10 protein-coding genes are annotated in these 19,260 nt (G+C 54.1%); 4 read left to right on the forward strand and 6 right to left on the reverse strand.

The window, feature by feature from the left end; all coding sequences use genetic code 11:
* Positions 1–71: 71 nt before the first annotated feature.
* Positions 72–1,547, forward strand: coding sequence for a group II intron reverse transcriptase/maturase (ltrA, locus tag AC6I7T_RS27265; RefSeq protein WP_497790966.1), 1,476 nt, complete (start codon positions 72–74; stop codon positions 1,545–1,547).
* A gap of 207 nt (positions 1,548–1,754) precedes the next feature.
* On the opposite strand, the gene AC6I7T_RS27270 is transcribed toward ltrA, so the two are convergent.
* Positions 1,755–3,803 carry a response regulator gene (locus tag AC6I7T_RS27270; protein WP_497790967.1) on the reverse strand — a complete coding sequence of 683 codons (2,049 nt, stop codon included), beginning with the start codon at positions 3,801–3,803 and terminating at the stop codon, positions 1,755–1,757.
* Entirely contained in the window at positions 3,800–8,011 is a 4,212-nt protein-coding gene (locus AC6I7T_RS27275) for a two-component regulator propeller domain-containing protein (RefSeq protein ID WP_497790969.1), read from the reverse strand. The genes AC6I7T_RS27270 and AC6I7T_RS27275 overlap by 4 nt, the downstream gene beginning before the upstream one ends.
* A 128-nt stretch (positions 8,012–8,139) precedes the next feature.
* Here AC6I7T_RS27275 and AC6I7T_RS27280 point away from each other — a divergent pair, with 128 nt between their 5' ends.
* The gene (locus AC6I7T_RS27280) at positions 8,140–11,391 is read left to right on the forward strand and encodes a TonB-dependent receptor (protein ID WP_497790970.1); all 3,252 of its coding nucleotides are present in this window, start codon (positions 8,140–8,142) and stop codon (positions 11,389–11,391) included.
* 337 nt (positions 11,392–11,728) lie between these two features.
* Here the strand turns inward: AC6I7T_RS27280 and AC6I7T_RS27285 are convergent, their stop codons facing one another.
* The 3 genes from AC6I7T_RS27285 to AC6I7T_RS27295 form a co-directional block, all read right to left on the reverse strand.
* Positions 11,729–14,242, reverse strand: a complete 2,514-nt coding sequence (locus AC6I7T_RS27285) for an ABC transporter permease (RefSeq protein WP_497790971.1) — start codon at positions 14,240–14,242, stop codon at positions 11,729–11,731.
* Between the two features lie 309 nt (positions 14,243–14,551).
* Positions 14,552–14,866 (reverse strand): hypothetical protein, encoded by a 315-nt coding sequence (locus AC6I7T_RS27290; protein WP_497790972.1) that lies wholly within the window; start codon positions 14,864–14,866, stop codon positions 14,552–14,554.
* 483 nt (positions 14,867–15,349) lie between these two features.
* Complete coding sequence (locus AC6I7T_RS27295; RefSeq protein ID WP_497790973.1) at positions 15,350–16,531, reverse strand: glycoside hydrolase family 27 protein; 1,182 nt, start codon at positions 16,529–16,531, stop codon at positions 15,350–15,352.
* 319 nt (positions 16,532–16,850) lie between these two features.
* Here AC6I7T_RS27295 and AC6I7T_RS27300 point away from each other — a divergent pair, with 319 nt between their 5' ends.
* Together AC6I7T_RS27300 and AC6I7T_RS27305 are read left to right on the forward strand one after the other, a co-directional pair.
* A complete protein-coding gene (locus AC6I7T_RS27300; protein WP_497790974.1) occupies positions 16,851–17,552 on the forward strand; it encodes a hypothetical protein in 702 nt (233 codons plus the stop codon).
* Positions 17,553–17,583: 31 nt separating this feature from the next.
* Entirely contained in the window at positions 17,584–18,366 is a 783-nt protein-coding gene (locus AC6I7T_RS27305; RefSeq protein ID WP_497790975.1) for a zinc-ribbon domain-containing protein, read from the forward strand.
* Positions 18,367–18,675: 309 nt separating this feature from the next.
* Here AC6I7T_RS27305 and AC6I7T_RS27310 read toward each other — a convergent pair whose 3' ends face one another.
* On the reverse strand, positions 18,676–18,870 hold the full coding sequence (locus AC6I7T_RS27310) for a hypothetical protein (protein WP_497790976.1): 195 nt from the start codon (positions 18,868–18,870) through the stop codon (positions 18,676–18,678).
* Between the last annotated feature and the right edge of the window lie 390 nt (positions 18,871–19,260).

The raw sequence follows: 19,260 nt of genomic DNA on the forward strand, positions 1-19,260 counted from the left end.
AACCGGGAGATCCCGGGTTCGCCCGAGAGAAGCAACTCGGGCCGTATCTGGAAGTCCAAGGACAGAAGCAGATGATGAACGAACACGGGAAGTCGGACAGATCCAAGGTACCAGGGAAGTCTCCGAACAAAGACGGGAAACCGGCAGCGGAGGGGATGGAGGGACGGGATCTGGCCAAGGGCAAACCGCAACAGCAAAACACGTACCGGACGCAGAGCCGGGGAAACGTGCAAAGAGAGTTGGAGCGGGTACGGCAAGCGGCAAGAAAGGACAAAGAGACCAGATTTACGGCGCTGTTCCACTACGTCTATAAGCTGGAGATGCTGGAGTGGGCCTATTTACAACTGAAGAAAGAGGCCTCACCCGGCGTGGATGGGGAGACGTGGCAGCACTACGGCGAGAACTTGGGAGAAAAGCTCCAGGACTTGTCCCATAGACTGCAGCGAGGAGCGTATCGAGCGAAGCCAGTACGGAGAACGTATATCCCGAAAGCCGACGGGCGACAACGAGCGCTCGGGGTGACAGCGCTGGAGGACAAGATAGTCCAACGAGCCGTTGTAGAGGTGATGAATGCGATCTACGAACAGGACTTTGCAGAGTTCTCGTATGGATTCCGAGCAGGGCGAAGCCAACACCAAGCGTTGGATCAGCTCTATGTAGGGATCATGGAGAAACCAGTGAACTGGGTGTTAGATCTGGACATACGAGCCTTTTTCGACAGTGTGTCGAAGAACTGGCTGGTCCAGTTTATCGAGCACCGGATAGGAGACCGGCGCGTGGTGCGACTAATCCAGAAATGGTTAAACGCAGGCGTGCTGGAAGACGGAAAGCTGACGGTGAGTGAGCAGGGGACACCACAAGGAGGCAGTGCATCGCCATTGCTGGCAAATGTCTACCTGCACTACGTCTTTGACCTTTGGATCCAGGTGTGGCGGAGGAAGATCGCACGCGGAGAAATGATGGTGGTGCGATTCGCCGACGACATAGTCGTAGGATTCGAGGAGAAGATGGAGGCCGAGCGGTTCCGGAAAGAACTGGAAGAACGGATGAAGAAGTTCAATCTAGAACTGCACCCGGGCAAAACGCGGTTGCTGGAGTTTGGACGTTATGCGGCCAGAAATCGGGAACAAAGCGGCGAAGGGAAGCCGGAGACGTTCAATTATCTGGGCTTCACGCATATCTGCGGAAAGACCAGGAAAGGAAAGTTTACGGTGTTGCGGCAGACAAACCGAAAGCGCATGCGTGCGAAGCTGCGGGCCATCAAAGAGGAACTACGGAGACGCATGCATGATCCGATGGAAACGGTAGGGCGATGGTTGCAGGCGGTAGTTAGAGGGCACATGCGCTATTACGGAGTGCCTACTAACAGTCCATCGCTGCAGGTCTTTCGCAATCAAGTTAGTCGATACTGGCACCGGATGTTATGCCGGCGCAGCCAACTCGGCTACGTGATCTGGGAACGAATGCAGCGGCTCATCCATCGCTGGCTACCGCCAGTCCGTATCTGTCACCCTTATCCTTCGTGTCGCGTGCGCGTTAGGACCTAAGGCAGGAGCCGGATGAGGGAAATCCTCACGTCCGGATCTGTGCGGGGGGTGCGAAGTAATTCGCATCCCTACCGCGACCAAACCCATCCCTACGGGACGGGCCTCCATTTCATTCCGGGCAACCCAGGATTCCGCTCGCTTCCGCTTCGCTCCGTCCTGGGCTATTCTCGTCTTCTCCCTCCCGGGAGAAGGTAACAAACGTTGTTTCTATATCGTGTAAGATCCGGCGCTGTCGTCTCTGAGCGCGTTACTGCCTAGCAGTCCTCGCAGCTTTCCAGCCAGCGATTGTTGCGTGAAGGGCTTTTGGATGAAGTCAGTTCCCGTTGTCGGGATTCCTACTTCCACGATTCCGGCGGGATGAGCCGACATGTAAAGAACCTTCAGCCCGGGAATTCTCTTCATCAGCGTATCGGCTATCTCGATTCCACTAATTCGAGGCAGGCTCAGGTCTGTTAGCAGTAAGTCGATGGGAACATGCTGATCGACGATATCGTAAGCCTGTTCTGCGCATTCCGCTTCCAGCATCGTATATCCAAAGCCTTCAAGAACTTTGCGGATGAGTGCGCGCAAAGGCGTTGCATCTTCCACTACCAGGATGGTTTCTTTTCCGTACAGCGCTTCCAGGGGAATCTGCTTAGTCTGTTGCGTTTCGACGGGTCTGTCCACCGAGGGCAGATAAACGGAAAAGGCCGATCCCCGGCCCAATTCGCTGTAAGCCCACACGAATCCTCCGCTTTGTTTGACGATGCCGTAGACCGTTGCCAGTCCAAGCCCCGTACCTTTGTCCATTCCCTTTGTCGTGAAGAATGGTTCGAAGACCTGCGCCAGCGTTGCCTTGTCCATTCCTGTTCCCGTGTCGCTGACTACAATGCGTACATAGCGGCCCGGCTGCATTGGGTAATGTTGCGCGGCAAGGAAATCATCGACTTCGACATTTTCGGTTTGAATGGTGATCCGTCCACCCCGTGGCATGGCATCGCGTGCATTGACGCAGAAGTTGAGGATGACTTGTTCCATCTGCCCGGGATCAGCATTGACGTTATCCAGATCGAGTGCCAACGAGGGCTTGACCTCGATTTCATCACCGATCAGGCGCTGAATCATCTTCCCGATGTTATCGATGACCTGATTCAGATTCAGGATGCGAGGCTTAAGTACCTGCTTGCGGCTGAAGGCGAGCAATTGCCGGGTAAGGCTGGCTGCGCGCTTGCCTGCCTCGTAAACTTCCTGGACAAACTGCCTGGTCTCCTCGTGCAGTTCCTCAGCTGCCATTAGAAATTCGGAGTAGCCCATAATGACGGTAAGGATGTTGTTGAAGTCGTGGGCAACGCCTCCGGCAAGTTTTCCCACGGCTTCCATCTTCTGTGCCTGTTGCAGTTGCTGTTCTATCTTGCGGCGCGCTGTTTCGTCGATCAGGAAGCCATGGATCTCTGTCAGCTCTCCATTATCGTCGAAGACTCCGAGAGCATTTTCGACAACGAAGAGAGGTGTGCCATCGATACGAAGAAACTGCTTCTGATAGCACTCGACATGGCCATGCTGCCTTAGCTGATCGAGAAAGCTTTGTCTGCTTTCGTGCGTCGGATACAGGGAAGCAAGGTTTAGAGTGGCAGCTGCTTCGTCGGATTCTATGCCGAACATATGCCGGAAGGCGGGATTGTAGGCGATTAACTTGCCGTCCGTGCGGGCAATGTAGTTTCCGGCAGGATTCTCTTCGAAGAAGGAGCGATACTGCTGCTCGCTTTTCTTCAGCGCCTCCTGCGTCTGGATGTGCTCGGCAATCTCGTTCCGGAGCTTATCCATTGCCGCTGTGAGATCGACGGTTCGTTTTGTTACTTCGTCTTCAAGATGTACCCGCAGGCGGCGAAGCGCGATCTGGGTTTCAATGCGAGCCATGGCCTCTTCCGGCTCGAAGGGCTTAACAATGTAATCGACGCCGCCGCATTGGAAGGCCTTGACCTTATCGATAACCTGATCCATGCCGCTGAGAAAGATCACCGGAATATCGCGCGTCTCGGGATCTTCTTTCAGCTTGGCGCAGACTTCATAACCGTTCATGCCGGGCATGCGTATGTCCAGCAGAATCAGATCCGGAATCATGGTCTGCAAAAAACGCAGTCCCAGGCGTCCCTCATTGGCTGCGTGAACACGATAGCCATGCTCGCCCAGAATAGCGATCAATACTTTCAAATTGGCAGGAGTGTCATCGATGATCAGAATCCTGCCTTTATGGATTTCCTGCTCCTCTTCTTTCATATCTCTTCCTCTGCGTAGGAGCTGCCTTCCATCGCTCTCAGTATTTCTCCGTACTGAAAGTTGTCCGCAAGTCCTTCAATCATTTCCCCTGTATCGGGGTTAAATGCACGAATGTCAACCAGGATTTTTGCAATAGCTTCGGTATCGAGTTCGAGCAGCGCTTTATGGAGATCCTTATTGAGTTGCGGTGGTAATGCGGCCAGGGCCTTTTCCAGCGACTGTTCTTCCCGACTGTGTCCGTTTTTCCCGGCAGTATGATGCTCCTGAACTACTTTTCTCAAGAACTTAACGCCCAGATAGCGCTGTAGCATATCGAAGAGCTGCGGTTCTTCGAAAGGTTTGCGCAGATAATCATTGCAGCCGGACTCCAGTATCTTTTCGCGGTCCTCTTCGAAGCTGCTGGCCGTAACTGCAAGGATAATGAGAGATTTGCTCTCCGGGTCCGAGCGGATGCGTCGGGTAGCCTCACAGCCACCCATTCCGGGCATGCGTATATCCATGCAGATCAGATCCGGATGCCACTCCTTCCAGATGGCAATAGCCTCTCGTCCTTCGCTGGCTTCGCGGATCTCAAAACCTACCGGCTCCAGAATCCTCTTCATCAGATTGCGGGCGGTCCACTGGTCGTCCGCTATAAGGATGCGCCGGGGCCTCTCATCTGGTGCCAAAGCAATGACTTCCCCCTCGGGGACTTGGGCATGTTCTTTTTGCTCCGAGGGGATGACCACCGGGATTTCGAAGGTGAAAGTCGTGCCGCGTCCGACCTCGCTCTTTACACGAAGGTCGCCGCCCATCAGCCGTACGTAACCGCGGCTGATCGTGAGCCCCAGTCCGGTTCCTTCTCCGCGTTCCCGGCCGGTTTGGGTCTGCTCAAAGGCTGCAAAGACTGACGATAGCTCCTCCGCTGCGATTCCGGGACCGGTGTCGGCGACGGAGAAGGATACTCGGCACTTTCCTTTCGTAAAGGAATGGGCGTGCACTCTTAGGGCAACATACCCGCGCTCGGTGAACTTCAGGGCATTACCTAAAAGATTGAGCAGTACCTCCCGAAGCCGGATCGGGTCTGTCGAGACCTGGACTGGAACGCCGGGCTGACGTTCGAAGATCAGACGTATGCCCTTTGACTTTGTTTGCAGCGAAAAGGTTTCTTGCAGATCTTTGATCAGGCGATGGAGATCGAAGGTTGTGGCGTGCAGCGCCGTGTGCCCGGCTTCGATCTTTGAAAGATCTAGCACCTGATTGATGACGTTCAATAGATGCTCGCCATTGTGCCAGATAACCTGGATGTCCTCTCGAATCTCTTCGGGAAGAGGTCTGCGAGCCAGCAAGCGAGAGAAGCCCAGAATCGCGTTCAGCGGCGTACGCAGCTCGTGACTCATGTTGGCCAGAAAGATGCTTTTTGCCTGGTTGGCTGCTTCGGCCTTTTCTTTTTCGGCGATCAGATCGTAAGTTGCTTCCGCTACCTGTTTGCGAAGATCTCGATTTCGTCGTGCTGCTCTGCGCATCCGCCAGTAGTGCGCTGTCCAGAAGAGAAGGAGCACGCATACGACGGCAACGATGCGGAACCACCATTGCATCCACCACGGCGGCAGAACATCGATGATGAGGAGCTTTTCATTTGCATTCCATGCTCCGCGATTGACGCGGGCCTGCACACGGAAGACGTAGTGTCCGGGAGCAAGTGTTGTATAGGTAACGGAGCGATGGGAACTGTCGACTTCGTTCCAATCCTTTTCCAGACCCTCCAGCATGTAGCGATAGCGGGTCCTCTCCGGGCTGCTGTAACTGAGAGCGGAGAACTCAAGGGAGAAGATGTCCTGTGAATACGAAAGCGAGAGTGCTTTTGTAATCGCGATAGGAACTTTTAACAGCGAGTCTTCTCCAGGAACCACCGGCTTTCCGAATAAGAGAAAGTTTGTCAGGACAACCGGCGGCACATAGGGCTCTTCTTTGATCTGCTCGGGGAAGAAGGAGATGACTCCGGCATAGTTGTTGAAGAACATTTCCCCGGTATGGCTCTTGTAACCGGAGGCATAGTTATAAAACTCGTCGCTGAGCAGACCGTCGGAGGTGTAGTAGTTCTGGAACCTTCTGGTATGTGGATCGAACTTCGAAAGACCATGGCTGGTGCTGATCCATAGCTTGCCCTCCGAGTCCTCCAGCATCGTACTTATCAGTGCGCTGGAGATTCCGTCCCGCTCGAAGAAGTTGGTGAAGGTGTTGGTAGAAGGATTGAATTGATCCAGACCGTCGTCTGTTCCTACCCAGATATTACCTGCGTGGTCCACGCGAATAGAGTCGAGGGAAGGACTGCTGAGAGAACGTTTGGATTCCGAGTAACTATAGATCGTGAATTTGCCGGTAACGGGATCGAGACGCTGCAAGCCATGCGCCTGGCTACCCAGCCAGATTTTTCCTTGGCTATCCTCATCGATAGAGCGATAGCGCACCGGTATCTTGTCATAGGGCCTGAATACCTTGAAGCGCTCAGTAGCGGAATCGAAGCGGCAGACGCCGTTTCCGGTTCCTGCCCATAACGCGCCGTTATGATCTATCAGGAGCGCAAGTACAGAGTCTTCCGGCAGACTAGAGGGATCTGACGGATTGTGCCGAAAGGCCTTGAACTTCCCGGTCTTTGGATCGAAACGGTTAAGTCCTCCTGCGACGGTGCCGAACCAGAGAAAGCCCTGGCGGTCTTCCGCGATGGAAACTACCCAGGTACTGGAAAGGTTTCCTCCTCCTCCTGTCTTGCGGTAGAAGGTATATTGGCCGGTCTTACGATCGATACGGGTGAGTGCTTTCATGCTCCCTACCCACACGTAGCCGTTGCGGTCTTGAAAGACGGCCGAGTTGTATTCCATATCCAGACTATTGGGGTTGTCCTGCTCGTGCTGATATCGCTGGAAGGGAAGAGGCTTTCTCTTAAACCAATTGATGCCTCCACCCGTGGTGCCTACCCACATGTTGCCTTCGTGGTCTTCAAAGATGGAGATGACCTGATCTGAGCTTAGGCTGAAGGGGTCGTTGGTCTTCTTCCGGTAGCTCAGAAATTGGCGGCGGTCCTTATCGAGCTTGAGTAAGCCACTGCTTGCTGTGCCCAGCCACAATGAACCTTCCCGGTCTTCATAAATTGTGCGCACGCCGGGAAGCGGCTCCGTGAGAGAGCTGCCTTTCCCAAAGGTGTAGTAGGTGAGTCTGTTTGCGCGCCGGTCTATCGTGGCTAAGCCGCTTCCGAAGGTAAAGGTTACCCAGATGGTGCCTGTATGGTCCTCGTAAAGCGCAATCCCGGCGAGGGCGCGTTCCGCCTTTCCTCGTATCGGTAACGCGAAGTGTTGTAGAACCCTGTGCGATTTACGGTCGAAGAGATCTACGGCCTCTTGCGTGGCAATCCAGAAGGTTCCGTCTTTCGCTTCGAGAGCACAACGGACGGAATCATCGCTCAGGCTGGCCGGATCATTCTCCCGATGCTGAAAGTGTTCGATCTTGTGGGTTGCGGGATCGAGACTGAAGAGTCCCTGGTTCGTGGAGAGCCATAGGATTCCCTGCCTGTCTTCCGACATGCCCAAGATCAATGTTTCGAAATTTCCATAGTGCGTGAAGGTTTCGGTAACCGGATCGAAACGGTCGAGGAAGGTATTCGAACCCATCCAGAACTTGCCGTGACTGTCCTTAAACGATGAAAAGATGACGCTTCCGCTCAGGCTGTTCGGATTCTGAGGATCATGTCGGTATCTCTGCAAACGGTAGCCGTCGAATCGCTGCAGTGAGTCCTGTGTTACAAACCATAGAAACCCTTGTTCATCCTGCAGGATATTGTTGAATCTGCCGTAAGACGTTCCGGCACCGAAAGAGACACGGGCAAAGCGAAGATCCTTTCCCTCCACAACCGGTATGTGAATCGGATTGCTAACTTGTTGCGCGCTTGCCAGTGGCATTCCGAGGGAGAGCAGGAGGAGTGTTGTGCAGAGAATCCCCTGTGACAGCAAACACATATAGGTGAGGCGCCGCCGCAGAGCACTCGCCGCATCGCAATAGATTTGCCAACGATTCAGGGGCGCAGCTTTCTTTCCACCCCGGCAAAACAAAAGCGGGTTTCCTTGTGGCTTCAGCTTCAGCGGAAAGCTGCGAGGGCTTTTGCCTTTCGGCCTGCATCCTTGCGGGAAACGCTCCCTGTGCATCCCAGCTTGTCTTGGCTTCCACCGAAACATCGCCGCCTCTTCACGGATTTGCAGCTGAATTGTAGCTCAGTCAAGTGATTGAAACAGTAATAATTTCCGCCCTTGACTTAGTAAGTGACGTGGAATACCCTCCCTCCCAAACTTAAGGGGGGACTGCAATGAAAACCATTTCTCGATCTCTCCATGTCCTGTGTTTCTGCCTCTTTACTGTCCCGCTGCTGGCGCAGCTCAATGCAAGCGGTACCTTCATGGGACAAGTTACGGATTCTACAGGCGCAGCTCTCGGAAATGCCAACATAAAAGTAGTCGAAGAGCTGACAGGCATCATACATATGTCTGCTGCAGATAACGAGGGGTATTACAACATACCTTTCCTGAAGCCGGGTATATATTCCATGGAAGTTAGCTCGCCCTCTCCCGGCTTTGTTCCCGTCCGGAGAAACGGAATCATCCTCGAAATACAGCAGACCATCCGGCAGGACTTTCAATTGCAGCTCGCCGGAGTGAAGGAGCAGATTGCCGTGTCAGCTTCCGCTCCGATGCTCAATACTGCCTCCGCAGAGTTGGGCAACATTATCTCCAGGCTCCCTATGGAGCAATTGCCCGTAAATCGCAGGAACTTCTCTCAGTTAGCTTTGCTTGTGCCAGGAACAAACCCCGGTCCGGTCGGCGGTATTCGCACGCAAGGGAATGGGAATGAGACACAGCGCGCCGGGGCTGAGATCATCGCCGATGGTTCGCGCGGCAGCTTCAATACCTTCATGATCGATGGACTCGATGACAGAGACCAGTCCGTTGGCACCGTGAAGGTGTTCCCCAATTTGGAAAGTATCGAAGAGTTTCAAGTGCAGGTAGGTAATTACGACGCGCAATTTGCCTCCGGTGGCGCGGTTATCAACGTCCTTACCCGGGCCGGAACCAACGAGATTCATGGTTCTGCCTTTGAGTTCCTGCGCAACAATGCTCTCGACGCGCGCAAGTTCTTCGATTCCAAGAAACCGCAGTATCAGCAGAATCAGTTTGGCGCCGCACTTGGTGGACCGATTCGCAAGAACAAGACCTTCTTCTTCGGCGATTATCAGGGCCTGCGCATCCATACGGCTGCAACCGCCATACTTTCGGTGCCGACTATTGCGATGCGTGGTGGCGACTTCAGCGGATATCCATCTGTAATCTACGACCCCACAACCTACAAGAGCGCGACGAATACCCGCACAGCCTTTGGCGGGAATGTTATTCCTCCGGAGCGAATCGATCAGGTAGCTAAGAATCTTCTGGCTATTGTTCCAAAGCCCAACTTATCGGGAGTAACTAATAACCTGCAGATCAATCCTCTGCAGGTTTTAACGCAGGATCAGTTCGATGTCCGAGTCGATCAGACGGTTTCAGATAACAGCTCGCTCTTTGCGCGATACATCTACGGTAGAGCCGATATCACCTATCCAAAGACTCCGGTCCTGATAAACGGTGCGATTAATCCGCTGGCCTTTGCCCAGGGCGTAGCCGCCGTGTCGGGTTCTCTCAAGGTGAATCATGCGCCCAGTCATCAGGCGACCATACAGGAAGTTCATCGTCTTACTACCCACGCTACAAATCAGGCCGCCATCGGCTACACCCGCTTGGATTTGCGCGTCACTTCGCTGGAAGATGGTTTGAATCTGGCGAAGCAGTTAGGCGTGAGTGGCGCGAATACCGATGCAAATTCGACTTCGATGATGAGCCTTTCGGTCTCCGGACTGGCGGGCTACAACTCGGGGAGCCTGCCTGAGGTGGTTCCTCAGAATACCTGGCAGCTTAGCGATACTTTTTCGCTGAACAAGGGAACTCATGCCTGGCGCTTTGGTTTTAGCGGTATTCAGAATCGTTTTGGCTTCTTCCAACTTGCTTACGCTTCCGGCCTGATGAGCTTTACCGGAACCTATACGAATAATCCTGCGCGGAGCTCGGGTACCGGAGCAGGCTTTGCCGACTTTCTGCTTGGACTGCCTGTCAGTTCCAGTAAGTCGTCGTATCAGAAAGGGGCACCCTATCTGCGCTATAGCGAGTACGGACTCTTTGCCCAGGACCAGTGGCGTGTGGGGACAAATCTTTCTCTTACGCTCGGGCTTCGCTACGATCTGTTTACGCCTGTTTCGGAGCGTCAGAATCAGCTGTCCGATTTCCTTTTCGATCGGGGTACGCTCGTTCTTGCCAATCAAGGCAACTTCTCGAACAGCATTCTCGATGTTCAGAAGCACAACATCAGTCCCCGCATAGGCTTCGCCTATCAGTTCGGCGAGAAGAATGTTCTTCGCGGCGCTTACGGACTCTATTACTTTAACGAACAGGGAACCGGCGGATCGACGCGGCTCTTCATCAACTATCCCTATGCCTTGCAATATACCGTTACCTGTTCTTCGACGAGTCCGTGCCTGAGCACCTCAACCGGTATTCCGACAACTCCAAGCGCGAATAATGTTCCGAACGTTGTCTATCAACCGCTTGAGAACACCACGCCGATGATGCAGCAGTGGAATCTGACTCTCGAACGCCAGATAACGCCTACACTGGTTTCGCGTATCGCTTACGTTGGCAGCAAGGGAACGCATCTGAATCTGAATATCGATGAGAATGTCGCCACGCCTGGGCCGGGAGCTGTCGCTCCGCGTCGGCCTTATCCTGCCTATGGTTCCATCTCTTCCTGGGAACCCCGTGGACCGTCGAGCTACAACGGATTGCAGCTATCGGCTACGAAACGCTACAGCCATGGCTTATCCTTTCTCGCGGCCTATACCTGGAGCAAGAGTCTGGATGAAGGTGCGGGAGGGAACTCGTCCACTGGCGAGTCACGAATCAATATTCAAGATCCGCGCAATCTTGCGGCGAATTATGGTCCATCGAATTTCGATTACCGCCAGAGGCTTTCGGTAAGCCCGATCTACGAGCTTCCCTTTGGAAAGGGACGAGGAAAAGTTACAGCAGCAATCGTAGGTGGATGGCAGCTGACCAGCATCTTTACAGCGCAGTCCGGTGGGCCTTTCTCCGTGTCGCTGGCAACGCCGACGGCAAATACTGGAACCTTTACGCGTCCGAACCGGATCTGCAATGGCAACCTTCCTGCCGGTAAGCGGAGTATCCGAGCCTGGTATCAGACGAGTTGCTTCGTTGCTCCTCCGGTCTACACCTTTGGCAATACCGGTCGCAATGTTCTGGTCGGGCCGGGGCTCTTCACCTGGGACTTCGGAGTGGCCAAGGATTTTCCTCTGGCCGAAGGCGTAAAGATGCAATTTCGAGGAGAGCTCTTCAATATCCTCAATCATCCTAACTTTGGATTGCCGAATGGAAGCATCGGTTCGGCTTCGGCAGGAACTGTGACATCTGTAGTGACAGATGCGCGTGAGGCGCAGTTCGCCCTGCGCCTGCACTGGTAACAGCGGTTAAGTACCGCCGGCGTCCCCGCCGGCTGTCGTGGAGGGTCTCCAGGCCCTCCACCTGGGAAAGTGGAGTATCACCACGACGTTTCCTGCTTCAACGCTGCATCGCTTGTGTGGGCGAGGACGCCCGCACGACAGCCGGCCTGGAGTCCGGCGGTACAAGATTGGATGTGTAGCTCTAAAAAGGCCCCACCTCAGATTCGCCATCAAAGCCGCGAGGATCCGGGGAGGAAGCCCCCATACATCCTAAGAATGTATGGGGATGCGAGGTGGGGCTCTCCAGTCGTAGGGAGGCTTCTTTCGCCACGACGAGGAGTAAAAAGCTTTCTCGAATTTACTCGCTACGCAAAGCCTCGCTAGGATTCACCGAAGCAGCGCGTCGAGCCGGTAAGGCTGCGGCAATGAGCGCAACCGTGCCAACGCTCAGGATTACGAAGGCATAGATCAGTGGATCGTTTGCCGAGACGTTATAGAGCTGGGTTTTGATAGTCCTCGTCAATGCGATGGCAATCGGAATCATGATCACGATACTGACGCCTGCCAGGATGGCGAGTTCATGGAGAACCATACGAACGACTGACAGCCGATTGGACCCCAAGGCCATGCGAATGCCGATTTCTCTTGTGCGCTGAGCCGTCGAATAAGCCAGCACACCATAGATACCGATTGCGGCGAGGAAACTTGCCAGGACTCCGAAGCTTATTGCCAACAGCGCGATAACCCGCTGCACGCTGATATCTTCATCAATCTTCGCATCCATCGTGCGCAGAGAGTCGACAACCAGCTTGCTGTCGAGATGATTCATCGCCTCGCGGATCGTCGCTTCCGTGCTGGACGGAGCGCCCCAGGTCCTGACGTAGTAGGCAAGTCCGGTCGCTTCCTTTAATTGAAGGAATGGGCGGAAGACCGATGGTACTTTCTCATGCTGTACGTGCTTGTGGATTGAGTCTCTGACAACACCGATGACTTCTGTGTCCAGCTTGGTCTTGTTTCCGCCACCCGAGGCGATGTGGCGTCCGACTGCATTGGCTGTGCCGCCGAAGTAGCGCCGCGCCAGAGTTTCATTGATGATGGCCACCTTCGGATGGTTGCTGTCGTCCTGCTCCGCAAAGCTTCTGCCAACCAGCAGAGGAATCTTCATTGCGTCGAAGTAGTTGGCTGAAACCCCTGCTATCTCTACGTCGATGATTTCGTCAGGCTGTGCGACATAACCTTCGATCGAGATATCGGTGCTATTGCTTTCTCCTGCTAATTCAGGATCGTCCGTTGCTGCGACAGCGCTTACGCCGGGAAGGGTGGAGAGCTTTAGCAGAATCTGCTTGTGCAGAGGAACGATCTCGTTTTCCTTGTATCCCGACCTTGTAGGATCGACATTGAAGGTCATCAGATGATCGGTGGCAAAGCCGACATCGACAGAGCGCAGGTTCTGGAGCGTTTTAACAAAGAGCACCGACGCGAAGAGCAGAAGCATGCTCAGGCCTATCTGCAATCCGACCGTAATGCGACGGAAGCCCAGTGCGCTTCCGGTACTTGCTGCCGACCGCTGCTTCATTGCCTCAACCAGATTGGGCTTCCATAACTGCAGCACAGGCGCCAGCGAAAAGATAATGCTGATGACGATGGCAACGGCAAAGTTGAAGATCACCATGCGGTAATCGAGATTCGTAGAAAAGGGAGCCGAGCCGTCTCCACTGGTCAGATAATTCACCAACCCTCGTGCCGCAAGTGGCGCAAGGATGAGCGAGCAGAGGCCGCCTGCGATTCCCAGCATCAGACCTTCCACGATGAGCTGCGTAACGATGCGGCTGCGCTTTGCTCCCAGTGAGTAGCGCATGGAGAACTCCCGGACCCGGCCCGAAGCGCGAACAAGAATCAGGCTGGCAACATTGACCGCGGCCATCAGAATCACCAGTGCTACCATGCCCATCTGCACGAGCAAAGGTGTGCGAAGCTCGTCGCGGCTGTATGAGAATCCTCGGGAGCCATCCTTAACGAGCAGTTTGCTTGTCGTCAGAAAACCGTTAACGAAGCGCTGCGATTTGGGGCTCAGCCGCTTAAGCTCTTCAGCACGTAGTGAATACCAGAGAGGAGACAAGGCCGCCTGTGCCTGCGCGTATGTTTCGCCCTTCTTGAGGCGTCCGATGATGTTCAGCCAACGGGATGTGTGTTGGTCGAGATCGTCCCAGCCTGGAGTGATTTGAGGCTTCATCGTCATCGGGACATAGACATCGACCGGCGATCCCCAAATTGCGCTTGAGAAGCTCGGCTGCGCTACGCCGACCACCTGGAAAGGGTTTCCATTGATATTGATCGTTTGATTCAGGATGGAAGGACTCGCGCCGAAGTGCGTCTTCCAGTAATTGAAACCGAGGACCGCAACCGGAGAGCCGTTCTTTACCAGGTCGTCACTCTGTGCGAGTACGCGTCCCATGGCTGGCCCGACGCCCAGTACCTGGAAGTAATTTCCGCTGACCAGTGCTGTCTCTGCCAACTCGGAATGATGATTCCACTCCACTCCTGCATTGGTCTGCAAGGTTGCAATCAAGCCATCGAAGACCTGACTCTTGTCGCGCAGGTCGCGATACATCGGATAGGAAAAATAAGCTTCCGTATCTCCGCCGTGCGTGGAGGTGCGTCCCTCCCAGGCTTTTCCCGTTCCTTCGAGCACTACCAGGCTCTTGGGATCGTGAACTGGCAGCGAGCGCAGCAAAGCCTGATCGAGCAAGGTGAAGATTGCGGTATTTGCTCCCAGTCCGAGAGCCAAGGTCAAAATTGCTGTTAGCGCAAAGCCGGGAGCCTTGCGCCACTGCCTGATCGTGTACTGGACATCGGAGAGAATGTTTTTCATGTATCTCAATTTCCTGTAGTTCTGGGGGAGTACTGGAAACTGGATGAGTGCAACTGGAGGGCCAGAGGTGTTCGATGTAAGTCTTTTGTTTTGATGGAAATACGATTCCCTACTGAAGGGGCTGCAAGGCAGGGATGTCCGATTTCGAAAACTACTGGTTAAAAATGGACAGTGACGGATTGCTGCCTCCATCACTGCCCGGAACGCCCTCAGTTGAAGAGAGAGAGAGGAATAGCTGAGGTGAGGGCGGAAACTTGTGATCGTACTTGCATAAATCTTGCGAGCTCGTGAGCTCTATTCTTGTTCCTCTTATTTCGATACCGGCTGCTTGCTTTTCCTGCTTTCAAGCGAAGCGCTGATGTAGAACCCCGTGACAGAAAACATCAGGAAGAGAAGAACTCCGAATCCGATTTCCAGAAATGCATTGCCCCAGAGGATAGCGGCCTTCTCGTTTCCGAATTCTGGCAGGTGGAGCAGGATCGGCAACGCCGATCTGTGCAGGATGACTACGGCCAGAAAACTCAGGGTTCCAAGGATGAGACCCAGACGCTTAATTTGTCTCCCTTGCTGTTCCTTTTTCCCGGCCTCTGTTGCGTCAATCTTGTGGACCTCCGCCTGATTCATGTCGTGCACTCCGATGGAAGCTCAATTTCTTACGAATAACGAAACTGATACCGCTATCGGCTCGATTCGAGGTTACGAAAGTGGGTGTGTGATCATAGGACAGTTATATGTTTGATCCGCTTATTTGTTGGAGAAATATAAGATTGGCGCGGCTTTTCTGAGAGGGTTCTAAGTGTAAAGTGAGTTATTGGTCAGCATTTATTAGTTAAAACTATTGAATCGCAGGAAGAGTTTGTAGCATCCGCAGCGACAAGTTTGGCCCCCCATGCATCGTTGTAAAGGAAAGCAGTCGAGGGTTTGGAGTACCGCCGGTCTCCAGGCCGGCTGTCGTGTGGGCGTCCTCGCCCACACAGGCGATGCAGCATAGGAAGCGGGAAGTATGGTTCTATTCCCGTCATCCCAGGTGGAGGGCCTGGAGACCCTCCACGACAGCCGGCGAGGACGCCGGCGGTACAAGTACCGCTGCCCGGACTTTAGCTGCCTTTACGGCACCACCTTCAACATCACCACGCCGTGTGCCGGAACCATCGCCGTGAACTTATCGCGATAAGTTCCGATATCCTCGTGCTTCCACAAATCGCGCAGTTTGGCTTCCAGGTGGGCGGGATATCCCATGTCCTGCCAGTCAAGCGTCATTTCTCCGGCATGGTCGCTGCGGTTCAGCAAAACAACGGCACGATAACCACCTTTGAGTTGCTTCACCCAGACTTCCGCATCTCCGGTCTTGCGTATGCGGTGGCCCTGCATTCCCAGGGGATCCTGGTCGATGGCGATGACCTCTTTATTGGTGAGGATCGCTTTGGTGTCTTCCGACATGTTGGCCAGATCGTTGCCTGCCATTAATGGCGCAGCAAGAATAGACCAGAGGCTGAAGTGGCTGCGATATTCTTCCACGCTCATGCCGCCGTTGCCAACTTCGAGCATGTCAGGATCGTTCCAGTGTCCGGGCCCTGCATGGTCGGCCAGTCCAACCTGCAGGTCGAGGATCTCCATTACGCCGAGTTCTTCCTTCTTCTGTGCTGTCCAGTGGTCGGTGATGTCTCCGGTAGTGCGCCAGAGATTTCCGACTCCTTCCGCCCAGAGCCACGGCTTCGCCGTTCCCCATTCGCACATGCTGAAGACGATGGGGCGTCCCGTGGACTTAAGAGCTTCGCTCATCAACTTGTAGGAGGCTTCGGCGTTTTGCGTCGTGGTATAGCACCAGTCGTATTTCAGATAATCAACGCCCCAGGCTGCATACTGGTGTGCGTCCTGGAACTCATAACCACGGCTGCCGGGACGTCCGGCGCAGGTCTTTGTTCCCGCATCGGAGTAGATGCCGAATTTCAATCCCTTGGAGTGTACGTAATCCGCAAGGGCCTTGATGCCGGAAGGGAAGCGCTCCTTGTCGGCTTGAATATCTCCGTGGGCATCGCGTTGTCCGTGCCAGCAGTCATCGATGACGATATAGGTGTAGCCCGCATCCTTCATCCCGGAAGCGACCATCTGATCGGCAGCTTGACGAATCAGCTTTTCGTTAATGTTGCAGCCGAATTTATTCCAGGTATTCCAGCCCATGGGCGGTGTTGCGGCAAGGGGCTGATCTTGTGTCTGGGCACTAAGACCGGCTCCAAGGAAGGTAAAACTCAGAGCAGCAAAGACAATTTGACACCGGTTTAGATACAAGGCAAATCTTCCTCCGCTTTCGAATCTCTTTTGCGAGTCGCATACACTTTAAATGAAAATCGAGCTTGATTGGTAACGATACCCCGAAGGATTGTCGGATTTCTCTTGCCTCCTCTGCCGATGCTCTGGCCGGATACCTTCGTTTGAATTTGCCTTGAATTTGTACATAGATAACTGTTTCCTTTCCGCTTTCTGCCCCTACAATGATCCTTCCCATTCGAAGCGGCTAATTGCGTCTCGGCGTTTGCTTCCGTCTTGGGGAATTCTGTCGCAAAGTGCCTATGGGCCTGTTGAACGAAAAGAGAAGGAAAGAGTCAAGATGAATAAGTGGCTGTTTGTTGCACCTATGCTTCAACTACTGTCTCAGGGAAAGTTCTTCCGCAAGGTTTTCTCGATTTGGCTGCGAGTCAGCTCCATCGGCTTCGCTTTGTTTGGGCTAGTCGTATTTATCTCGACCTGGCGCTTCTTCTCCTATTTGCCTCCTGCGGCTGTTGTCGGAGGCATTCTCTTTCAGTTGCTGTGGCTGGTCGCCGTTTATGCCGTGGTCCATATCGGTTGGATTCGCGCGGGTAATATTGACGACCTGCCCGAGGGCAAGTTCACGATGATTCCCATCGTGTCGCTGCTGCTGCGCATGAGCGGCGAAATGTACGCCTGCTTTGGGTTGTTGCTGTCGCTGGGCGCCTGTCTGCTCTTCCTCTTCGGTGGCGATGCCGCGTTATTTCCACTGCGGATGCTTATGCCCTTTGCGGCGCTCTCGATGGCCTCGGGTAGTCCATTGCTACAGGGCGTCCTCGTTTTGATCCTCGGAGCCCTGGTTTCATTTCTGGTGCTGGTCTTCTCTTATTTCCTGGCAGAGTCGGTGATAGTGCTGGCTGAAATAGCGCTTAATACACAGGGGCTCCTGGAGACGGCGAAAGCTTCGGCTCCTGCAATTGCAGCGTCGGTCCGCTGTCCCCGTTGTGATGCCATGAATCCGGCTGGAACAAAGTTCTGTGAAAGCTGCGGTTCGACTCTGTAAGCTAGAGGAAATAAGAAAGGCAGATAAAGAGATGGTTTGTGCAAGGTGTCAGGCTCCTCTCTCCGAGGGGAAGAAGTTTTGCGGTCAATGCGGCGCTCCGGTCAATCAGGAGCCGGTGTTGGCATCTTCTCCTTATTGCCAGGGGTGCGGGAAGGAACTTGTTCCCGGGAAGCGCTTTTGTGGCGCTTGTGGGCGGCCGGTAGATCAGGTAAATACGATTGCTCCTCCACCATCTCCCGCGCCTGTCATCGAAATGCCGGTTAGAGTCCAACCTGAACCTGTACCCGCATTTGAACCTGAGCCCGAACCTGAATCCGAGACGGAGCCGCAGCCTGCGTATCAACTTGAGCCGCCAATACCGCTGGAATGGACTCCCACCCCGAATCCTTCAGCTCCCGAGGTAGAAGCGCCATTGGTAGCTCCGGCAGCGCAGAAGAATCGGCTTCCGCTGGTGCTAATCGCCGTCGTCGTTGTTCTGGTGGGTGCAGGAATATTCTTTGGAGTACAGCTGCTCTCTCCTTCGAAGCCGAAGGCGGAAGCTGCAAAGGATACCGGCTCTACCTCCACAGCCCAAGCGGAGAACTCCCAGGCCGAGGTCAGCGATTATCAACTGGCGACGAACGTAAGGGCCGCTCTGCAGGAGGAGTCGTCGTTAGTAAACGAGACGATTCAGATCTCAGCGACCAAAGGCCGAGTTTCTCTTACCGGGAGTGTGAGCAGCGAGGCCGCCCGCGTTCTGTCCGAAAGAAAAGCCACGCAAGTCAAAGGTGTAAGGACACTGATCGATAACCTTGTCGTCCGTAAGTCGAAGTAAGGCAGGGCAGCAGAATAGCGTCGATAGCCTGCGGTAGAGAAAACCTGCGGGTGCCCCATTTTCACGCTGCGAAACGAAGTGCAGCAGCAGTTAAAGTGGGGAGCGCTGAGTTTTCCATATCGGTAACCGAGCGACACTTTGAAGATCAACTTGGCCCGGATATTGCTTATTGTGCGCCACACCTTAACTCGCTTTGCTAGTGAAAATGGGGCATTCGCAGGCAAGTCGGTTTTTCTCCCGGAGGGAGCAGTCGACAATAGCCCAGGGTGAAGCGTAGCGGAACCCTGGGTGATCTAACGTTAAAAATGTTCAGCCCTGTAGGGGCGTCCGATCTTTCCCTTTCGTGTCTGCACTTGGATCGGAGTCTGGTACCAACTTTCCGGGAGATCGATTATCGGTAACCAGAGCTCCGACGGAGTAGCGCCCAAGCTTTCCGGAAAGGCGCGCTCCAAAGTCGGGATTCACAGTCGTTCGTGAATATAGAAAGTGCTGGCTCGTCAGCATGGCACTTCTGTCACGAATGTGTCGGTATAAGGTCCCTCCCAACATCCGCGTTCGAGTGTCTAAGAGCAACCGTGTTGGTGACAATAAAGAATCCGCGAACTGTTAGGTGTAGCTGGCAAACAGCACATATGCACAGACCAAAGTTCTTTAGCTCCGGATCTGCCATCTGTGCCGGAGATGTTTTCTGCATTGGCAGTGGCCGCGGAATGTATTAGGGGATGGCTTCAGTCATACCGATGGGTTTGCTTTTGAAAGAAGCAGACATGCTCGGGAGCCGAAAAAATTAAGGGTCTCCCGGTAGGGAGGCCAAGATAATAGCCAGGGGTGTAGTCAACGCGAAGCGGGACGGAACCCCTGGGCAGCAGACGAAAATGATTTCCCGCCCCGGAG

The organism is Humiphilus diazotrophicus (assembly GCF_059726315.1).